General features: G+C 66.4%; 9 protein-coding genes, 1 tRNA gene and 3 rRNA genes. 9 read left to right on the forward strand and 4 right to left on the reverse strand.

What is annotated here, in order from left to right; translation table 11 throughout:
• Position 1: 1 nt before the first annotated feature.
• Positions 2–454, forward strand: a complete 453-nt coding sequence (locus tag ACPU2J_RS24900) for a hypothetical protein (protein ID WP_361603859.1) — start codon at positions 2–4, stop codon at positions 452–454.
• Between the two features lie 48 nt (positions 455–502).
• On the opposite strand, the gene ACPU2J_RS24905 is transcribed toward ACPU2J_RS24900, so the two are convergent.
• Both ACPU2J_RS24905 and ACPU2J_RS24910 read right to left on the reverse strand, forming a co-directional pair.
• Positions 503–1,057, reverse strand: a complete 555-nt coding sequence (locus tag ACPU2J_RS24905) for a hypothetical protein (protein WP_420079428.1) — start codon at positions 1,055–1,057, stop codon at positions 503–505.
• 48 nt (positions 1,058–1,105) lie between these two features.
• On the reverse strand, positions 1,106–1,345 hold the full coding sequence (locus ACPU2J_RS24910) for a hypothetical protein (protein ID WP_361603853.1): 240 nt from the start codon (positions 1,343–1,345) through the stop codon (positions 1,106–1,108).
• 213 nt (positions 1,346–1,558) lie between these two features.
• Between ACPU2J_RS24910 and thyX the strand changes: the two genes are divergently transcribed.
• The 7 genes from thyX to ACPU2J_RS24945 all read left to right on the forward strand — a co-directional run bounded on the left by thyX (position 1,559) and on the right by ACPU2J_RS24945 (position 11,062).
• Entirely contained in the window at positions 1,559–2,299 is a 741-nt protein-coding gene (gene thyX, locus ACPU2J_RS24915) for an FAD-dependent thymidylate synthase (protein ID WP_365496674.1), read from the forward strand.
• 200 nt (positions 2,300–2,499) lie between these two features.
• Positions 2,500–3,399, forward strand: coding sequence for a 4-hydroxy-tetrahydrodipicolinate synthase (gene dapA, locus ACPU2J_RS24920; RefSeq protein ID WP_361603848.1), 900 nt, complete (start codon positions 2,500–2,502; stop codon positions 3,397–3,399).
• A gap of 123 nt (positions 3,400–3,522) precedes the next feature.
• Complete coding sequence (locus ACPU2J_RS24925) at positions 3,523–5,208, forward strand: ribonuclease J (RefSeq protein ID WP_361603845.1); 1,686 nt, start codon at positions 3,523–3,525, stop codon at positions 5,206–5,208.
• A gap of 650 nt (positions 5,209–5,858) precedes the next feature.
• A 16S ribosomal RNA gene (locus ACPU2J_RS24930) occupies positions 5,859–7,382 on the forward strand.
• Positions 7,383–7,664: 282 nt separating this feature from the next.
• A 23S ribosomal RNA gene (locus ACPU2J_RS24935) occupies positions 7,665–10,788 on the forward strand.
• A 76-nt stretch (positions 10,789–10,864) separates the two neighbouring features.
• Positions 10,865–10,981 (forward strand): 5S ribosomal RNA (rrf, locus tag ACPU2J_RS24940).
• Together the 16S, 23S and 5S rRNA genes with 1 tRNA gene alongside form the textbook arrangement of a ribosomal RNA operon.
• Before the next feature lie 5 nt (positions 10,982–10,986).
• Positions 10,987–11,062: transfer RNA gene (locus ACPU2J_RS24945), tRNA-Thr, on the forward strand.
• A gap of 99 nt (positions 11,063–11,161) precedes the next feature.
• On the opposite strand, the gene ACPU2J_RS24950 is transcribed toward ACPU2J_RS24945, so the two are convergent.
• A complete protein-coding gene (locus ACPU2J_RS24950) occupies positions 11,162–11,674 on the reverse strand; it encodes a DinB family protein (RefSeq protein ID WP_423834010.1) in 513 nt (170 codons plus the stop codon).
• Between the two features lie 43 nt (positions 11,675–11,717).
• The gene (locus tag ACPU2J_RS24955) at positions 11,718–14,303 is read right to left on the reverse strand and encodes a SpoIIE family protein phosphatase (protein ID WP_423834011.1); all 2,586 of its coding nucleotides are present in this window, start codon (positions 14,301–14,303) and stop codon (positions 11,718–11,720) included.
• 168 nt (positions 14,304–14,471) lie between these two features.
• Here ACPU2J_RS24955 and ACPU2J_RS24960 point away from each other — a divergent pair, with 168 nt between their 5' ends.
• Positions 14,472–20,006: a HAMP domain-containing protein gene (locus ACPU2J_RS24960; protein WP_420079425.1), complete on the forward strand. Its 5,535-nt coding sequence runs from the start codon at positions 14,472–14,474 to the stop codon at positions 20,004–20,006.
• Positions 20,007–20,188 lie beyond the last annotated feature (182 nt).

Here is a 20,188-nt window from a genome sequence, read left to right on the forward strand (position 1 = left end):
GATGCGTGCGAAGATCACCTACTTCCTCACGGCCGCCGTCCTGGTCGTGTACTTCGTCCTGGTCGGAAGCCGGGGCCTGATGCTGATCCAGCAGGGCACCTGGCTCACCGTCACCTTCGGTGCGGCCGTGCTGATCCTGCCGGTGATCGGCGTCTGGTTCCTCTGGAAGAACACGCAGTTCGTCACCAGGGCCAACCAGCTCGCCGGTGAGCTGGAGGCAGAGGGCGGGCTGCCCGTCGACGAGCTGGAGCGCGACCAGTACGGACGCATCCTGCGGGACTCCGCCGACGAGGTCTTCGCACGCCGCAAGGCCGAGACCGAGGATGCGCCGGGGGACTGGCGCAGCTGGTTCCGCCTCGCCGTGGCCTACCACGACGCCCGGGACACCCCGCGGGCGCGCAAGGCCATGCAGCGGGCGATCGCCCTGCACGACAAGAAGCCCGTGCGGGTCTGATCCCCGCACGGGCCTCCCGTGTCGTGTCAGCCTCCCGCGATCCGGGGATCAGGCGGGCACGGTCCGGTACTCCTCGGCCCAGGCCTCGACGAGGTCGGCCGCCCGGTCGAAGGCCTCCGTCCGCGACAGGAAGTCGGCGCTGTGGTCGGTCAGCAGCACCGGAGCCTCGGCCCCGCCCCCGCCCGACATGGTCAGCGCCTGCCCCTGCACGGTCCGGGGCAGTCCGAGCCAGCGCACGGGCTGCTGCACGGTGCGGAGCTCGCCGATCTCGTTCCACGCGGTCGTACGGGTGACGAAGAAGCCGACGCGGCGCAGGCCTGCGGGGCTCACCCAGACGCCGACGCGCAGCATCTGCAGGGCCGAGCCGAGCACCGCGAGGGCGGCGACCAGGCAGACCGCGGCTCCGCCCCAGCCGCCGGCGAAGGCGACGATCATGGTGGCCAGCAGCATGAAGGCGGACAGCAGGAGCAGCAGCGCGGACAGGGCCACGCGCCAGGGGCCGGGGCGGTACGGTCGCCGCCAGCGGTCGTGATCGGCGTGGGCCAGGGCCTCGTCGTCGTCCGCGTCGGTTACGCCGTCGGCCGTCAGGAAGGGCAGGGGCACGGCTGGACCTCACTCACATGCACGTTCGGTAGGGCTGTGCCCGTGAGGCTACCGTCCCTCGGAGGCCGCCGACTGCTGCGACTTCTCCGGTGCCTTGACGGGCTGCAGTGCGGGCATCCCGAAAAGCAGTGAGCCGGCGAGCCCCGCGACCACGGTCAGCCCGACCAGAGTACGGGCGGCCAACTGGGCCGTGCCCAGACGCTCGCGCGGCGGTGGAGTGACATTGCTGCGGAATCGGTCGGCTTCGGAGACGAATGCGAACGGAACGGCTTCGCGCCGGAGGAACATCAGGACGAATCTCCTCGGGGTGGTGGGGACGTGCACTCACCCCGTAGGACGTACGGGCGGCTCAATTGGTGCCGGTTTTCGGGGCATTAGACAAAATTGATGGCTGTGTGTCAGCTGTGCGGCGTTCCGTGTGCCGCGTGCGTCCGTGCGGGGGGCCGCGGACGGCGCCGTAGAGTGGGCGCGCCCCAGGACGCACGTTTGGAAGGACCCCCGGTGAGCGAGACCGCCGCTTCAGATCTGAAACCCAGCTTCCGCAGCGACGTGACGGTGGAGCTGGTGAAGCACTCCGCCGCCGACTCCGACGTGCTGTGGGCGGCCCGGGTCTCCACGGCCGGCGAGCAGTCCCTGGACGAGCTGCAGAAGGACCCGGAGCGCTCCAAGGGTCTGATCAACTACCTCATGCGGGACCGCCACGGCAGCCCCTTCGAGCACAACTCGATGACCTTCTTCATCAGCGCGCCGATCTTCGTCTTCCGCGAGTTCATGCGCCACCGGGTGGGCTGGTCCTACAACGAGGAATCGGGCCGCTACAGGGAGCTGGAGCCCGTCTTCTACGTCCCCGACGCCGAGCGCAAGCTGGTGCAGGAGGGCCGTCCCGGCAAGTACGTCTTCGTCGAGGGCACCCCGGCGCAGCAGGAGCTGACCGGCCGGGTCATGGAGGACTCCTACGTCCGGGCCTACGAGGCCTACCAGGAGATGCTGGCCGCGGGCGTGGCCCGCGAGGTGGCCCGTGCGGTGCTTCCGGTCGGCCTGTTCTCCTCGATGTACGCCACCTGCAACGCGCGCTCGCTGATGCACTTCCTCGGCCTGCGCACCCAGCACGAGCTGGCGACGGTCCCGTCCTTCCCGCAGCGGGAGATCGAGATGGTCGGCGAGAAGATGGAGCAGCACTGGGCGAAGCTCATGCCGCTCACGTACGCGGCCTACAACGCCAACGGACGCGTTGCCCCGTAAGGCCCGGTACACCCGTGGAGTACAGATCTGCCGAGTCAAGTCCTAAGTGTCCGTATTGCGACGTTTCGTGAACTTCATCTAGGCTGATCAAACGGACCCGGCACTGCTTGAACCCCCGAGCAGGCAGTGCCGGCGTCCAACACCCTGTTGACGTCCCCCGAGGGGACACCGCGAGCATGGCAGCGAGTAGCGTGTTACCCATGGCTCCGATCTCGACTCCGCAGACCCCCTTCGGGCGGGTCCTCACCGCCATGATCACGCCGTTCACGGCTGATGGCGCACTCGACCTCGACGGCGCGCAGCGTCTCGCCGTCCACCTGGTGGACGCAGGCAACGACGGCCTGATCGTCAACGGCACCACCGGTGAGTCGCCCACCACCACCGACGCGGAGAAAAACGACCTCGTACGAGCCGTACTGGAGGCGGTCGGAGACCGCGCCCACGTGGTCGCCGGCATCGGCACCAACGACACCCGCCACACCCTGGAGCTGGCCCGCGAGGCCGAGCGCACCGGCGCCCACGGCCTGCTCGCGGTCACGCCCTACTACAGCAAGCCGCCGCAGGAAGCCCTCTTCCGGCACTTCACGGCGATCGCCGACGCGACCGGGCTGCCGGTCATGCTCTACGACATCCCGGGCCGCAGCGGCGTCCCGATCGAGACCGAAACCCTGGTCCGGCTGGCGGAGCACCCCCGTATCGTGGCCAACAAGGACGCCAAGGGCGACCTCGGACAGGCGAGCTGGGCCATCGCCCGCAGCGGCCTGGCCTGGTACTCCGGCGACGACATGCTGAACCTGCCGCTCCTGTCGGTCGGCGCCGTCGGCTTCGTCTCCGTGGTCGGCCACGTGGTCACACCCGACCTGCGCGCCATGCTGGAGGCGCACCTGGCCGGGGACGTGCAGAAGGCCACCGAGATCCACCAGAAGCTGCTGCCGGTCTACACCGGCATGTTCCGCACCCAGGGCGTGATGACGACCAAGGGCGCGCTGAACCTCCAGGGCCTCCCCGCGGGCCCGCTGCGGCTCCCGCTGATCGAGCTGACCGCCGAAGAGACGGACCGGCTCAAGATCGATCTTGCCGCCGGCGGGGTACAGCTCTGACAACAGACTTCACAACCGAATAAGCACGACCGAACAAATGCAAAGCAGACATAGCAAGTGCACGAATGACATGCGCGCCACGTGCCTTCGGGGGTACGTGGCGTGCGTGGTGAGGAGACACTTTTGAGCCATCCGCATCCGGAACTCGGTCCGCCGCCGAAGCTGCCCAAGGGCGGCCTCAGAGTCACCCCCCTGGGCGGGCTCGGCGAGATCGGCCGCAACATGACCGTCTTCGAGCACGAAGGCCGGCTTCTGATCGTCGACTGCGGCGTTCTCTTCCCCGAAGAGGAGCAGCCGGGCATCGACCTGATCCTGCCGGACTTCACGTCCATCCGGGACCGCCTCGACGACATCGAGGGCATCGTCCTCACCCACGGCCACGAGGACCACATCGGCGCCGTCCCCTACCTCCTGCGGGAGAAGCCGGACATCCCGCTGATCGGCTCCAAGCTGACCCTGGCCCTCATCGAGGCCAAGCTCCAGGAGCACCGCATCCGCCCCTACACCCTCGAGGTGAAGGAGGGGGAGCGCGAGGTCCTCGGCCCCTTCGACTGCGAGTTCATCGCGGTCAACCACTCCATCCCGGACGCCCTCGCGGTCGCGATCCGGACGGGCGCCGGCATGGTCGTCGCCACCGGCGACTTCAAGATGGACCAGCTCCCGCTGGACCGCCGGCTCACGGACCTGCACGCCTTCGCGCGTCTGAGCGAGGAGGGCATCGACCTCCTCCTCTCGGACTCCACGAACGCCGAGGTCCCGGGCTTCGTCCCGCCGGAGCGCGAGATCTCCGGCGTCCTGCGGAACGTCTTCGCGAACGCCCACCACCGGATCATCGTGGCCAGCTTCGCCAGCCACGTGCACCGCATCCAGCAGATCCTCGACGCCGCCCACGAGTACGGCCGCCGGGTCGCCTTCGTCGGCCGTTCGATGGTCCGCAACATGGGCATCGCCCGTGACCTGGGCTACCTGCGGGTCCCGGCCGGTCTCGTCGTGGACGTCAAGACCCTCGACGACCTGCCGCCCGAGGAGGTCGTGCTGGTCTGCACCGGTTCCCAGGGCGAGCCGATGGCGGCACTGTCCCGCATGGCGAACCGCGACCACCAGATCCGGATCGTGCCCGGCGACACCGTGATCCTGGCGTCGTCCCTGATCCCGGGCAACGAGAACGCGGTCTACCGCGTGATCAACGGCCTGACCCGCTGGGGCGCCAACGTCGTGCACAAGGGCAACGCCAAGGTGCACGTCTCCGGCCACGCCTCCGCCGGCGAGCTGCTGTACTTCTACAACATCTGCAAGCCGCGGAACCTGATGCCGGTCCACGGCGAATGGCGCCACCTGCGCGCCAACGCCGAGCTCGGTGCCATGACGGGCGTCCCCAAGGACCGCATCGTCATCGCCGAGGACGGCGTGGTCGTCGACCTGATCGACGGCAAGGCCCGGATCGCGGGCAAGGTCCAGGCCGGCTACGTCTACGTGGACGGCCTCTCGGTCGGCGACGTCACCGAGGCCTCGCTCAAGGACCGCCGGATCCTCGGCGACGAGGGCATCATCTCGGTCTACGTCGTGGTGGACAGCACCACCGGCAAGGTGGTCAGCGGGCCGAACATCCAGGCGCGCGGTTCCGGCATCGACGACGGGGCCTTCGGCGCCGTCATCACGAAGATCGAAGAGGCCATCGCCCGCGCGGCGGCCGACGGCGTCGCCGAGCCGCACCAGATCCAGCAGCTCATCCGCCGCACGATGGGCAAGTGGGTCTCGGACAGCTACCGGCGCCGCCCGATGATCCTTCCGGTCGTCGTCGAGGTCTGATCGGGACCTCGCCGTAGCGACCTCACCGGAGCGGGGCAACCGGATTTGCATCCGGGGGCCCCGCTCCAGTACGTTTACGTCTCCACCCCGCACGAACCCCCGGCACACACGTGTGTCCGGGCCGAGTCGTGCGGGCGGGTGGGAATCACACCGCAGGAACACCTGATAAGGTCTGATCCGCCCGAAAGGGAAAGGCCCTCCGAAGGCCATCGGAATTCCAATCCGAGTCGGAAACGACACGGAAAAGAATCTGATAGAGTCGGAATCGCCGGAAAGGGAAACGCGAAAGCGGAAACCTGGAAAGCACCGAGGAAGTCGGACACGAAAGAGTCTGATAGAGTCGGAAACGCAAGAACACAGCAGGACAACAGAACGAAAGCCCGGAGGAAAGCCCCAGCCAGTGTTGCTGAGGGTGAGTACAAAGGAAGCGTCCGTTCCTTGAGAACTCAACAGCGTGCCAAAAATCAACGCCAGAAGTTGATACCCCGTCCACTTCGGTGGATGAGGTTCCTTTGAAAAAGACCTGTGAGGTCGCCTTCGGGTGATGCTTGCAGGCAACCAAACACAGCGAGGACGCAGTGGTACGTCGGTCATATTCCGACATGACGTGCCCGCTCAACGTGATGTGTGGACCCGATTACGGGTAAACATTCATGGAGAGTTTGATCCTGGCTCAGGACGAACGCTGGCGGCGTGCTTAACACATGCAAGTCGAACGATGAAGCCCTTCGGGGTGGATTAGTGGCGAACGGGTGAGTAACACGTGGGCAATCTGCCCTTCACTCTGGGACAAGCCCTGGAAACGGGGTCTAATACCGGATACCACTCCTGTCCGCATGGGCAGGGGTTGAAAGCTCCGGCGGTGAAGGATGAGCCCGCGGCCTATCAGCTTGTTGGTGGGGTAACGGCCCACCAAGGCGACGACGGGTAGCCGGCCTGAGAGGGCGACCGGCCACACTGGGACTGAGACACGGCCCAGACTCCTACGGGAGGCAGCAGTGGGGAATATTGCACAATGGGCGAAAGCCTGATGCAGCGACGCCGCGTGAGGGATGACGGCCTTCGGGTTGTAAACCTCTTTCAGCAGGGAAGAAGCGAAAGTGACGGTACCTGCAGAAGAAGCGCCGGCTAACTACGTGCCAGCAGCCGCGGTAATACGTAGGGCGCAAGCGTTGTCCGGAATTATTGGGCGTAAAGAGCTCGTAGGCGGCTTGTCACGTCGGATGTGAAAGCCCGAGGCTTAACCTCGGGTCTGCATTCGATACGGGCTAGCTAGAGTGTGGTAGGGGAGATCGGAATTCCTGGTGTAGCGGTGAAATGCGCAGATATCAGGAGGAACACCGGTGGCGAAGGCGGATCTCTGGGCCATTACTGACGCTGAGGAGCGAAAGCGTGGGGAGCGAACAGGATTAGATACCCTGGTAGTCCACGCCGTAAACGTTGGGAACTAGGTGTTGGCGACATTCCACGTCGTCGGTGCCGCAGCTAACGCATTAAGTTCCCCGCCTGGGGAGTACGGCCGCAAGGCTAAAACTCAAAGGAATTGACGGGGGCCCGCACAAGCGGCGGAGCATGTGGCTTAATTCGACGCAACGCGAAGAACCTTACCAAGGCTTGACATATACCGGAAAGCATTAGAGATAGTGCCCCCCTTGTGGTCGGTATACAGGTGGTGCATGGCTGTCGTCAGCTCGTGTCGTGAGATGTTGGGTTAAGTCCCGCAACGAGCGCAACCCTTGTCCTGTGTTGCCAGCATGCCCTTCGGGGTGATGGGGACTCACAGGAGACCGCCGGGGTCAACTCGGAGGAAGGTGGGGACGACGTCAAGTCATCATGCCCCTTATGTCTTGGGCTGCACACGTGCTACAATGGCCGGTACAATGAGCTGCGATACCGTGAGGTGGAGCGAATCTCAAAAAGCCGGTCTCAGTTCGGATTGGGGTCTGCAACTCGACCCCATGAAGTCGGAGTCGCTAGTAATCGCAGATCAGCATTGCTGCGGTGAATACGTTCCCGGGCCTTGTACACACCGCCCGTCACGTCACGAAAGTCGGTAACACCCGAAGCCGGTGGCCCAACCCTTGTGGAGGGAGCTGTCGAAGGTGGGACTGGCGATTGGGACGAAGTCGTAACAAGGTAGCCGTACCGGAAGGTGCGGCTGGATCACCTCCTTTCTAAGGAGCACAGTACCGATTGCAGACAAACGTTCTGCACGGTCAGCTCATGGGTGGAACGTTGATTAGTTGGCACGGTTTCTGACACTTCCTGCAAGTACTGCTTCGGCGTGGAACGCAGCGAGAGTCGACGGAATCGTGCTTGGCACGTTGTTGGGTCCTGAAGGTACGGCCGTATGGCTGTTCTTCAGTGCCGGCCCCAGTGAACTCACTAGCTTGTCTGGTGGGGTGATGGGTGGCTGGTCGTTGTTTGAGAACTACACAGTGGACGCGAGCATCTGTGGCCAAGTTTTTAAGGGCGCACGGTGGATGCCTTGGCACCAGGAACCGATGAAGGACGTGAGAGGCCGCGATAGGCCCCGGGGAGCTGCCAACTGAGCTTTGATCCGGGGGTGTCCGAATGGGGAAACCCGGCAGTCGTCATGGGCTGTCACCCACTGCTGAACACATAGGCAGTGTGGAGGGAACGAGGGGAAGTGAAACATCTCAGTACCCTCAGGAAGAGAAAACAACCGTGATTCCGGGAGTAGTGGCGAGCGAAACCGGATGAGGCCAAACCGTATGCGTGTGATACCCGGCAGGGGTTGCGCATGCGGGGTTGTGGGAATGAGCTTCAGTCGTCTGCCGGCGGCTGGGCGAGTCAGAAACCGTTGATGTAGTCGAAGGACATGCGAAAGGTCCGGCGTAGAGGGTAAGACCCCCGTAGACGAAACATCAGCGGCTTGCTTGCTCATCTCCCAAGTAGCACGGGGCCCGAGAAATCCCGTGTGAATCTGGCGGGACCACCCGCTAAGCCTAAATATTCCCTGGTGACCGATAGCGGATAGTACCGTGAGGGAATGGTGAAAAGTACCGCGGGAGCGGAGTGAAATAGTACCTGAAACCGTGTGCCTACAAGCCGTGGGAGCGTCGCTCATTGGGTTTACCCAATGGGTCGTGACTGCGTGCCTTTTGAAGAATGAGCCTGCGAGTTAGCGGTGTGTAGCGAGGTTAACCCGTGTGGGGAAGCCGTAGCGAAAGCGAGTCCGAACAGGGCGATTGAGTTGCACGCTCTAGACCCGAAGCGGAGTGATCTAGCCATGGGCAGGTTGAAGCGGAGGTAAGACTTCGTGGAGGACCGAACCCACCAGGGTTGAAAACCTGGGGGATGACCTGTGGTTAGGGGTGAAAGGCCAATCAAACTCCGTGATAGCTGGTTCTCCCCGAAATGCATTTAGGTGCAGCGTCGTGTGTTTCTTGCCGGAGGTAGAGCACTGGATAGGCGATGGGCCCTACCGGGTTACTGACCTTAGCCAAACTCCGAATGCCGGTAAGTGAGAGCACGGCAGTGAGACTGTGGGGGATAAGCTCCATGGTCGAGAGGGAAACAGCCCAGAGCATCGACTAAGGCCCCTAAGCGTACGCTAAGTGGGAAAGGATGTGGAGTCGCAGAGACAACCAGGAGGTTGGCTTAGAAGCAGCCACCCTTGAAAGAGTGCGTAATAGCTCACTGGTCAAGTGATTCCGCGCCGACAATGTAGCGGGGCTCAAGCGTACCGCCGAAGTCGTGTCATTGCAGCAATACTCCCAACGGAGGCTGTGATGGGTAGGGGAGCGTCGTGTGCCGGGTGAAGCAGCAGCGGAAGCTAGTTGTGGACGGTTCACGAGTGAGAATGCAGGCATGAGTAGCGATACACACGTGAGAAACGTGTGCGCCGATTGACTAAGGGTTCCTGGGTCAAGCTGATCTGCCCAGGGTAAGTCGGGACCTAAGGCGAGGCCGACAGGCGTAGTCGATGGACAACCGGTTGATATTCCGGTACCCGCTTTGAAACGCCCAATATCGAATCAGGCGATGCTAAGTCCGTGAAGCCGTTCCGGACCCTTCGGGGAAAGGAAAGTGGTGGAGCCGACGAACCAGACTTGTAGTAGGTAAGCGATGGGGTGACGCAGGAAGGTAGTCCAGCCCGGGCGGTGGTTGTCCCGGGGTAAGGGTGTAGGCCGAGGGGTAGGCAAATCCGTCCCTCATACAAGGCTGAGACCTGATGCCGAGCCGATTGTGGTGAAGTGGATGATCCTATGCTGTCGAGAAAAGCCTCTAGCGAGTTTCATGGCGGCCCGTACCCTAAACCGACTCAGGTGGTCAGGTAGAGAATACCGAGGCGTTCGGGTGAACTATGGTTAAGGAACTCGGCAAAATGCCCCCGTAACTTCGGGAGAAGGGGGGCCATCACTGGTGATCGGACTTGCTCCGTGAGCTGGGGGTGGCCGCAGAGACCAGCGAGAAGCGACTGTTTACTAAAAACACAGGTCCGTGCGAAGCCGTAAGGCGATGTATACGGACTGACGCCTGCCCGGTGCTGGAACGTTAAGGGGACCGGTTAGTGACCTTTCGGGGTTGCGAAGCTGAGAACTTAAGCGCCAGTAAACGGCGGTGGTAACTATAACCATCCTAAGGTAGCGAAATTCCTTGTCGGGTAAGTTCCGACCTGCACGAATGGCGTAACGACTTCTCGACTGTCTCAACCATAGGCCCGGTGAAATTGCACTACGAGTAAAGATGCTCGTTTCGCGCAGCAGGACGGAAAGACCCCGGGACCTTTACTACAGTTTGATATTGGTGTTCGGTTCGGCTTGTGTAGGATAGGTGGGAGACTTTGAAGCAGCCACGCCAGTGGTTGTGGAGTCGCCGTTGAAATACCACTCTGGTCGTGCTGGATGTCTAACCTCGGTCCGTGATCCGGATCAGGGACAGTGTCTGATGGGTAGTTTAACTGGGGCGGTTGCCTCCCAAAGGGTAACGGAGGCGCCCAAAGGTTCCCTCAGCCTGGTTGGCAATCAGGTGTTGAGTGTAAGTGCACAAGGGAGCTTGACTGTGAGACCGACGGGTCGAGCAGGGACGAAAGTCGGGACTAGTGATCCGGCGGTGGCTTGTGGAAGCGCCGTCGCTCAACGGATAAAAGGTACCCCGGGGATAACAGGCTGATCTTCCCCAAGAGTCCATATCGACGGGATGGTTTGGCACCTCGATGTCGGCTCGTCGCATCCTGGGGCTGGAGTCGGTCCCAAGGGTTGGGCTGTTCGCCCATTAAAGCGGTACGCGAGCTGGGTTTAGAACGTCGTGAGACAGTTCGGTCCCTATCCGCTGTGCGCGTAGGAATATTGAGAAGGGCTGTCCCTAGTACGAGAGGACCGGGACGGACGAACCTCTGGTGTGCCAGTTGTCCTGCCAAGGGCATGGCTGGTTGGCTACGTTCGGGAGGGATAACCGCTGAAAGCATCTAAGCGGGAAGCCTGCTTCAAGATGAGTATTCCCACCTCCTTGAGAGGGTAAGGCTCCCAGTAGACGACTGGGTTGATAGGCCAGATGTGGAAGCCCGGTAACGGGTGAAGCTGACTGGTACTAATAGGCCGAGGGCTTGTCCTCAGTTGCTCGCGTCCACTGTGTTAGTTCTGAAATAACGAACGGCTGTGAAAACACCAGCGTTCAAATTTCATAGTGTTTCGGTGGTCATAGCGTTAGGGAAACGCCCGGTTACATTCCGAACCCGGAAGCTAAGCCTTTCAGCGCCGATGGTACTGCAGGGGGGACCCTGTGGGAGAGTAGGACGCCGCCGAACAACCCGCCCTTTTAGCTCAGTCGGTAGAGCGTCTCCATGGTAAGGAGAAGGTCAACGGTTCGATTCCGTTAAAGGGCTCCAGAAAAAAGGCCCCCGCCATCAGGCGGGGGCCTTTTTGCGTTGGCCCCGTTGCGTACGGTCCCGCCTGCGCGACGCGGGCGGGACCGTCGGCAGTGGTCCCTAGTAGTAGCCCTTCCGGCCGTCCAGCAGTTCGCGGATCGTGTCCAGGTGGCCGACGTGGCGGGCGGTCTCCTCGATCATGTGGAGCAGCATCCAGCGCACCGAGGCGGCACCGTCCCGGAAGTCCTTGTTACGGCCCGTGTCGTCCAGAGAGAGGGAGGCCACGATCTCGTTCGACACCGCGCACTGGCGGTCGTACTCCTCCAGGAGCCGGCCGAGCGGGATTCCGTCGGCCCGCATGTCCGCGTCCTCCTCGCCCCCGAACTGGGGATTGGCGTCGGAGGGACGGTCCAGCAGGATCACCTCGAACCAGCAGTGCTCGACCCAGCGCATGTGCTGCACGAGACCCGCCGCCGTCATCAGAGGGGAGGACGGCAGTACGGAGCGGTGGGCGTCCTCTTCGGAGAGGCCCTCGCACTTCCAGTGGATGATCGAACGCTGCATGTCGAGCCAGCCCAGCAGCTGGGTGCGTTCGTCGGCGGTGTGATCAGGACGGTTACGGGGAGTCGGCATGAGCGCCGAGGCTAGCCCATGCCGCCGCCCCACGCACCGGAGTTCAGTCGCCCACTCGCGGCTGGGGGACACGGAACGCCAGGATGGCCATATCGTCCGAGGCGGGCTCGGCGGCGAAGCGTTCCACCGCGCGCAGGACACGGGAGGCCACCGCGCCGGCGGTGAGACCCGTACACGTGGTGAGCACCTCGGTCAGGCCGTCGTCGCCCAGCATGCGGCTGCCCTCGCGGCGTTCGGTCACCCCGTCCGTGACGCACAGCAGGACGTCGCCCGGGTCGAGCGTGAAGCTCTGCTCGTACAGGTCCAGGTCCTCGATCACGCCCAGGAGCGGCTGCGGATCCGCCGCCGGGTCGACCTCGCCGTTCGGGCGCAGGCGCAGCGGCAGCGGATGGCCCGCGCAGACCACCTTCATCAGGGCGCCGCCGTCGGGCTGCGGGTGGAGCTCACCGTAGAGGAGGGTGAGGAAGCGGCTGCGGGCGCCCTCGTCGAGGATGGCGGCGTTGAGGCGTTCCAGGACGGCCGGACCGCCCAGGCCCTCGCGGGCCAGCAGGCGCAGGGCGTGGCGGGCCAGGCCCGTGACCGCGGCGGCCTCCGGGCCGGTGCCGCACACGTCGCCGATCGCGAACCCGTACGCGCCGTCGCGGATCGGGAAGACGTCGTAGAAGTCGCCGCCGACCTCGTTGCCCTCGCCGGCCGCGCGGTAGATGACCTCGACCTCCATGCCGGGGATCGCGGGGGAGCCCGGCGGCAGCAGGCTGCGCTGGAGGGAACGGCTGATGGCGGTGCGCTCGGAGTAGAGGCGGGCGTTGTCGAGGGCGAGCGCCGCACGGCGGGACAGGTCCTCGGCGAGTTCGAGGATCTCCTGGCGGAAGTGCTCCTCGCGCGGCTTGCCGAGCGTGAGCATGCCGATCACGCGGTTGCGGGCGAGGAGCGGCAGGACCACCGTCTCACCGCCGACCGCGAGGGCCGCCTCCGGCCACGGGCGGGCGCCGGCCTCGCGGACCGGATCGGGCGGGCTGACCCGGGACAGCAGTGCCTTGAGGCCGTCGATGCGGTCCTCGTCCTCGTGGAGCACGTACGAGAGGTACGCGTCGGAGGACTGGTCGGCGATCGTGTAGACGGCGCACCAGGTGGCGAGCGTCGGGACGGTCATCTGGGCCATGAGGGCCAGGGTCTGGTCCCGGTCCAGGGTGCCGGCCAGCAGGTCGGAGGCCTCGACGAGGAAGGAGAGCGAACCGCGGCGCAGGCGCTCCAGCTCGCCGAGGCGGGCGGACTCCACGGCCAGGGCGATGCGGTCGGCCGCGAACTGAAGGTGCAGGGCCTCCTCGTTGGTGTACCGGTCCGGGGCCTCGGCCGCGACGCCGAGGGAGCCGGTCAGCCGGCCCTCCACCTTCAGCGGGACGGTGACCGCGGAGCGCATGCCTGTGCTCTCCAGGAGCGGTACGGCTCCGGGGAGGGCGACGAGGTCGTCGTGGACGGCGGGCAGGCGGGCCGAGCCGTAGCGGTTGGCGCCGGCCTCGACGGGGACCCGGGCGAAGCGTTGGCGGGTGGAGGGCAGGCCGGTGGTCGCGCGGACCTCGAGCTCCGTCTCGTCGTCCGTGGCGAGCAGCAGGAAGGCGGCGTCGGCGTCGAGGAGGTCCCGGGCCCGTTCGACGGTGCGCTGCAGGAGGCCGTCCAGGTCGTCGGGGGCGGGGGAGCCGATGAACACCTCGAAGGGGTCCGCGGGGCGGGGCTCGGTGAGGGCCCCGCTGTCGGCCGCGGGCACCCGTACCGGGGTCTGGAGCAGGGCGCGCTCGTCGTCGTGGACGAGCAGGCACACCGTGGACGGCTCGCCGTGGGCGTCGCGGACCCGCAGGTGGGAGGCGTAGACGGGGATGACGCGGCCGTCGGCGCCGCGGACGCCGTAGCTCCCCTCCCAGCGCGACAGCCGCAGGGCCTCGGCGATGCCCGTCCCGGTGCCCGGGGTCTGGGGCCAGGCGGCCAGCTCGGCGAGCGGACGGCCCAGGGCCTTCTCCGCCGGGTAGCCGAAGATGTGCTCGGCGTCGTCGTTCCAGCCGGAGACGGTGTCGTCGGAGTCGATCTGCAGGACGGCGACGCGCACCCGGCTGTCGGTGAGCGGCAGCAGCCGGTCGGGGACGACGGGGCCCGCGGACCGGGTACCGACCGGACGGTCCGGCAGGTCCAGTCGGAACCAGACGTGCTTGTGGGTGGCGGTGTACTCCACGCCCCACCGGGTGGCGAGGGCGGCGCAGAGCATCAGCCCGCGTCCGTTCTCGCGGTCCGGGTCCGCGTACGGGCTGTCGCCGGGGTGCCGCAGCGGGAGCTCGCGTTCCGGATAGCGGTCGGCGACCTCGACCCGGACGCCGTCCTCGGTGCGCAGGCACAGCACTTCGGCGCTGGTCCCGGCGTGGACCACCGCATTGGTGACGAGCTCGCTCGTCAGGACCACGGCGTCGTCGACGATGTCGGCGAACCCCCAGCCCTGGAGGGTGTCGCGGACGAACGCGCGAGCTGCGGCGACCGAGCGCCCGAGGGGATCGAAGCTGGCCGCCGCCCGTGCCGTGATCACGAGTCTCCTTCGACGCGGTTGGACATCGGTTGCCAGGTTACTTACCTTCACGGGCGGCATGGTGCCGTCGTCGGGGAATCCACCCGCAGGGTACGGCGGGTATGCGATGGTGCCGAAGTGTTATGGCCGGGTTCGGCCAGGGTGAAACACTGGGCAGGCTTGGGGTGCCGGCTCGCGACGAGCCGGGCATCGGGTGGAACAGTGGGCGACCCTTTCGGGAGGGACACGGTGGAGTCTGGCGCAGCGGTGCGGCGTACGGGAACGCGGCCCAAGGGGGGGCGTTCCCGGCGCGGCGGGACGACGGAAGTCGATACCGCCGCTCTGAACCGGCTGCTCACGGCCCTGGTGTCGATGCGGGACGGGAACTTCCGCAAGCGGCTGACGGTGTCCGGCGAGGGCGTGATGGCGGAGATCGCCGCCGTCTACAACGAGGTCGCCGACCGCAATCTCCACCTGACCGGGGAGCTGTCCCGGGTCCGGCGGACGGTGGGCCGGGAGGGCAAGCTCAGCGAACGGCTGGAAACGGGCGCCTGCGAGGGTTCCTGGGCGGCCGCGATCGACGCCTCGAACCAGCTGGTGGACGACCTGGCCCGGCCGGTGTCCGAGGTGGGCCGGGTGCTGTCGGCGGTGGCCGAGGGCGATCTCGACCAGCGGATGGACCTGCGCACGCAGACCGCGGACGGGGCGGGCCACCCGCTGCGCGGGGAGTTCCTGAGGGTCGGGCGCACGGTCAACAACCTGGTCGACCAGCTGTCCGCGTTCACGGACGAGGTGACGCGCGTCGCACTGGAGGTGGGCACCGAGGGCAAGCTCGGCGGCCAGGCCCAGGTGCGGGGGATGTCCGGTTCCTGGAAGGACCTGACCGACTCCGTCAACACGATGGCGTACCGGCTCACCGCCCAGGTGCGTGACATCGCCCTCGTCACCACGGCGGTCGCGAAGGGCGATCTGTCGCGCAAGGTCACGGTGCACGTGGCCGGCGAGATGCTCCAGCTGAAGAACACCGTGAACACGATGGTGGACCAGCTGTCGTCGTTCTCCTCCGAGGTGACCCGGGTAGCCCGCGAGGTGGGCACGGAGGGCGAGCTGGGCGGCCAGGCGAAGGTGCCCGGGGTCGCCGGGGTGTGGAAGGACCTGACCGATTCGGTCAACACCATGGCCGGGAACCTGACGGCCCAGGTGCGCGGGATCGCCCAGGTGACGACGGCGGTCGCGAACGGCGACCTGTCGCAGAAGGTACGGGTGAGCGCGCGCGGCGAGGTGGCGCAGCTGGCCGAAACGATCAACCAGATGACGGAGACCCTGCGCACCTTCGCGGACGAGGTCACGCGCGTGGCCAGCGAGGTCGGCGCCAAGGGCACGCTGGGCGGTCAGGCGCAGGTGCCGGGGGCGGCGGGGACGTGGAAGGACCTCACCGACTCGGTGAACACGGTCTTCCGGAACCTGACCACGCAGGTGCGCGACATCGCGCAGGTGACCACCGCCGTGGCCAACGGCGACCTCTCGCAGAAGGTCACGGTCGACGTGGCCGGCGAGATGCTGGAGCTGAAGAACACCGTCAACACGATGGTGGACCAGCTCCAGTCGTTCGGTTCGGAAGTGACGCGGGTGGCCCGCGAGGTCGGCGTGGAGGGCGAGCTCGGCGGCCAGGCGCAGGTGCCGGGGGCGGCGGGGACGTGGAAGGACCTCACCGACTCGGTGAACACGGCCTTCCGCAACCTCACCGGCCAGGTCCGCAACATCGCGCAGGTGACCACGGCGGTCGCCAACGGCGACCTGTCCCAGAAGGTCACGGTGGACGTCTCCGGCGAGATGCTCCAGCTGAAGAACACCGTGAACACGATGGTGGACCAGCTGTCGTCCTTCGCCGACCAGGTCACGCGGATGGCGCGGGACGTGGGTACGGAGGGCCGGCTGGGCGGTCAGGCCCGGGTGGAGGGGGTGTCGGGGACCTGGAAGGAACTGACCGACTCCGTCAACTTCATGGCCGGCAACCTGACGTCGCAGGTGCGTCAGATCGCCCAGGTGACGACGGCGGTGGCACGGGGCGACCTGTCGCAGAAGATCGACGTGGACGCCCGGGGCGAGATCCTGGAGCTGAAGAACACCATCAACACCATGGTCGACCAGCTTTCGGCGTTCGCCGAGCAGGTGACCCGGGTGGCGCGGGACGTGGGTACGGAGGGCCGGCTCGGCGGTCAGGCGCAGGTGCCCGGAGTGGCCGGTGTCTGGCGTGATCTGACCGACTCGGTGAACGGCATGGCCGGGAACCTGACCTCCCAGGTGCGCAACATCGCCCAGGTCGCGACGGCGGTGGCGCGGGGCGACCTGTCGCAGAAGATCGACGTGGACGCCCGGGGCGAGATCCTGGAGCTGAAGAACACCCTCAACACGATGGTCGACCAGCTGTCGAACTTCGCCGAGCAGGTGACCCGGGTCGCGCGCGAGGTGGGCACCGAGGGCATCCTGGGCGGCCAGGCGGAGGTGAAGGGGGTCTCCGGCACCTGGAAGGACCTCACCCAGTCCGTCAACTTCATGGCGAACAACCTGACGTCGCAGGTGCGCAACATCGCCGAGGTGACCACGGCCGTGGCCACCGGCGACCTCTCCAAGAAGATCACCGTCGACGCCAAGGGCGAGATCCTCGAACTGGTCACCACCGTGAACACGATGGTCGACCAGCTGTCGTCCTTCGCGGAGCAGGTGACGCGGGTGGCCCGCGAGGTGGGCTCCGAGGGCATCCTGGGCGGTCAGGCCCGGGTCCGCGGGGTCACGGGCATCTGGAAGGACCTGACCGACAACGTCAACCTGATGGCGAACAACCTGACCTCGCAGGTGCGCAACATCTCCCAGGTCTCGGCGGCGGTCGCCAACGGCGACCTGACCAAGAAGGTCACCGTCGAGGCGCGCGGCGAGGTGGCGCAGCTCGCCGACACCGTCAACACGATGGTGAAGACCCTGTCGTCATTCGCCGACGAGGTGACGCGGGTGGCGCGCGAGGTGGGCACCGAGGGCCGCCTGGGCGGTCAGGCGCACGTGCCCGGGGTCTCGGGGACGTGGAAGGACCTGACCGACTCGGTGAACTTCATGGCCTCCAACCTCACCGGCCAGGTGCGGCAGATCGCCATGGTCACGACCGCCATCGCCAAGGGCGACTTGACCAAGAAGATCGACATCGACGCGCGCGGGGAGATCCTGGAGCTCAAGACGACCATCAACACGATGGTCGACCAGCTGTCCTCCTTCGCCGACCAGGTGACGCGGGTGGCCCGCGAGGTGGGCACCGAGGGCATCCTCGGCGGTCAGGCGCGGGTGCGGGACGTGGACGGCACCTGGCGGGACCTGACCGAGTCCGTGAACGAGATGGCCGGGAACCTGACCCGGCAGGTGCGCGCGATCGCGGCCGTGGCCACCGCGGTGACCCGCGGCGACCTCAGCCTGAAGGTCGACGTGGACGCGGCGGGCGAGATCCAGGTCCTCCAGGACAACATCAACACGATGATCGTCAACCTGCGCGACACCACCCTGGCCAACAAGGAGCAGGACTGGCTCAAGGGGAACCTGGCCCGGATCTCCGCCCTGATGCAGGGCCGCAGGGACCTGGACGACGTGGCTTCGCTGATCATGAGCGAGCTGACCCCGGTGGTCTCCGCGCAGCACGGCGCTTTCTTCCTGGCCGTGCCGGCCGGCGGCGCCACCGAGATCGGGACGGAAGGGGGCGCGGACGGCTCGTACGAGCTGCGGATGCGCGGCAGCTACGCGTACGCGGGCGGTCAGATGCCCATCGCCTTCAGGCCGGGGGAGGGGCTGATCGGGGCCGTCGCCGAGGAGAAGCGGACGATCCTCGTCGAGAACACCCCGCCCGGCTACCTGAAGATCTCCTCGGGTCTGGGCGAGGCCCCGCCGGCGCACGTGATCGTGCTGCCGGTGCTGTTCGAGGGGACGCTGCTGGGCGTCATCGAGCTGGCCTCCTTCACCCCCTTCACGCAGATCCAGAAGGACTTCCTCAGCCAGATCGCCGAGATGATCGGTACGAGCGTCAACACCATCAGCGTCAACTCCAAGACGGAGATGCTGCTGAAGCAGTCGCAGGAGATGACCGAGCAGCTGCGCGAGCGCTCCGACGAGCTGGAGAACCGGCAGAAGGCGCTGCAGGCCGCCAACGCGGAGCTGGAGGAGAAGGCCGAGCTGCTGGCCCAGCAGAACCGCGACATCGAGGTGAAGAACACCGAGATCGAGGAGGCCCGGCAGGTCCTGGAGGAGCGCGCCGAGCAGCTCGCGGTGTCGATGCGCTACAAGTCCGAGTTCCTGGCGAACATGTCGCACGAGCTGCGCACGCCGCTCAACTCGCTGCTGATCCTGGCCAAGCTGCTCGCGGACAACGCGGACGAGAACCTGTCGCCGAAGCAGGTGGAGTTCGCCGAGACGATCCACGGCGCCGGCTCCGACCTGCTCCAGCTGATCAACGACATCCTCGACCTGTCGAAGGTGGAGGCGGGAAAGATGGACGTCTCGCCGACCCGGATCGCCCTGGTGCAGCTCGTGGACTACGTGGAGGCGACCTTCCGGCCGCTGACGGCGGAGAAGGGCCTGGACTTCTCGGTCCGGGTCTCCCCGGAGCTGCCCGCGACCCTGCACACCGACGAGCAGCGGCTGCTGCAGGTGCTGCGCAACCTGCTGTCGAACGCGGTGAAGTTCACCGACGGTGGGGCCGTGGAGCTGGTGATCCGGCCGGCCGGCGCGGACGTCCCGGCGGCGATCCGGGAGCAGCTGCTGGAGGCCGGTTCGCTGCGGGAGGCCGACGCGGACCTGATCGCCTTCTCGGTGACCGACACCGGCATCGGGATCGCGGAGAGCAAGATGCTGGTCATCTTCGAGGCGTTCAAGCAGGCGGACGGGACGACGAGCCGCAAGTACGGCGGCACCGGGCTGGGGCTGTCGATCAGCCGGGAGATCGCCCGGCTGCTGGGCGGCGAGATCCACGCCGCCAGTGAGCCCGGCCGCGGTTCGACCTTCACGCTGTACCTGCCGCTGCACCCGAGCGAGCTGCCGCCGCAGGGGTACGCGCCGCCGACGCCCGGGGGCGGCCGCGGCGAGCTGTACCGCCGGTCGCTGGACGGGGCGGAGCCGGGGCTGCCGGTGCTGCCGGCCGGGCCCGCGGCCCTGCCGGCGGCTCCGGCCGCGCAGGTGCGGTCGGGCGCTGCGGCGGAGTCCTCCGGTGCGGGGCAGGGCGGCGGCGGGGCGACGCTGTTCCGGCGCCGCCGCAAGCAGCTGAGCGACCTGGAGCCACGCACGGCCGTGCCGGGGCAGCCGAACGCCGTGGGGGCCGAGGACGGCTGGGACAGCGGGCAGGAGGAGCTGCCGGCGCCGCCGCGGACGTACGACTTCCACGGTGAGAAGGTGCTCATCGTGGACGACGACGTGCGCAACGTCTTCGCGCTCACCAGCGTCCTGGAGCAGCACGGACTGGCGGTGCTGTATGCGGAGAACGGGCGGGAGGGCATCGAGGTCCTGGAGCAGCACGACGACGTGACGGTCGTGCTGATGGACATCATGATGCCCGAGATGGACGGCTACGCCACGACCTCCGCGATCCGGCGGATGCCGCAGTTCGCGGGGCTGCCGATCATCGCGCTGACGGCCAAGGCGATGAAGGGGGACCGGGAGAAGGCGATCGACTCCGGGGCTTCCGACTACGTCACCAAGCCGGTCGACCCGGACTACCTGCTGTCGGTGATGGAGCAGTGGATGCGCGGCAAGTGAGCGCCGGGGGAGCGGACGGGATCCGGATGCTGACGTTCTGTGGCCGCGCGGGCACGGAACCACGGCAAACAGGGAACCTTCCGCTCTCCCGCCGCGTTTCCGCTTCGTGCACAGTGACATCTCGGTGACAGGGTGTGGCGATGTCGCGACTGGGGCTACGATGACCGGCACAAGGACGGACG

Source organism: Streptomyces manipurensis (genome assembly GCF_049570255.1).
GTDB lineage: Bacteria > Actinomycetota > Actinomycetes > Streptomycetales > Streptomycetaceae > Streptomyces > Streptomyces manipurensis.

What these genes read in the sequence shown, in the direction of transcription:
- ACPU2J_RS24900 (WP_361603859.1), top strand. Translation starts at nt 2, where the DNA reads ATGCGTGCGAAGATCACCTACTTCCTCACGGCCGCCGTCCTGGTCGTG.
- ACPU2J_RS24910 (WP_361603853.1), bottom strand. Translation starts at nt 1,345, where the DNA reads ATGTTCCTCCGGCGCGAAGCCGTTCCGTTCGCATTCGTCTCCGAAGCC.
- dapA (WP_361603848.1), top strand. Translation starts at nt 2,500, where the DNA reads ATGGCTCCGATCTCGACTCCGCAGACCCCCTTCGGGCGGGTCCTCACC.
- ACPU2J_RS24950 (WP_423834010.1), bottom strand. Translation starts at nt 11,674, where the DNA reads ATGCCGACTCCCCGTAACCGTCCTGATCACACCGCCGACGAACGCACC.
- ACPU2J_RS24955 (WP_423834011.1), bottom strand. Translation starts at nt 14,303, where the DNA reads ATGCCGCCCGTGAAGGTAAGTAACCTGGCAACCGATGTCCAACCGCGT.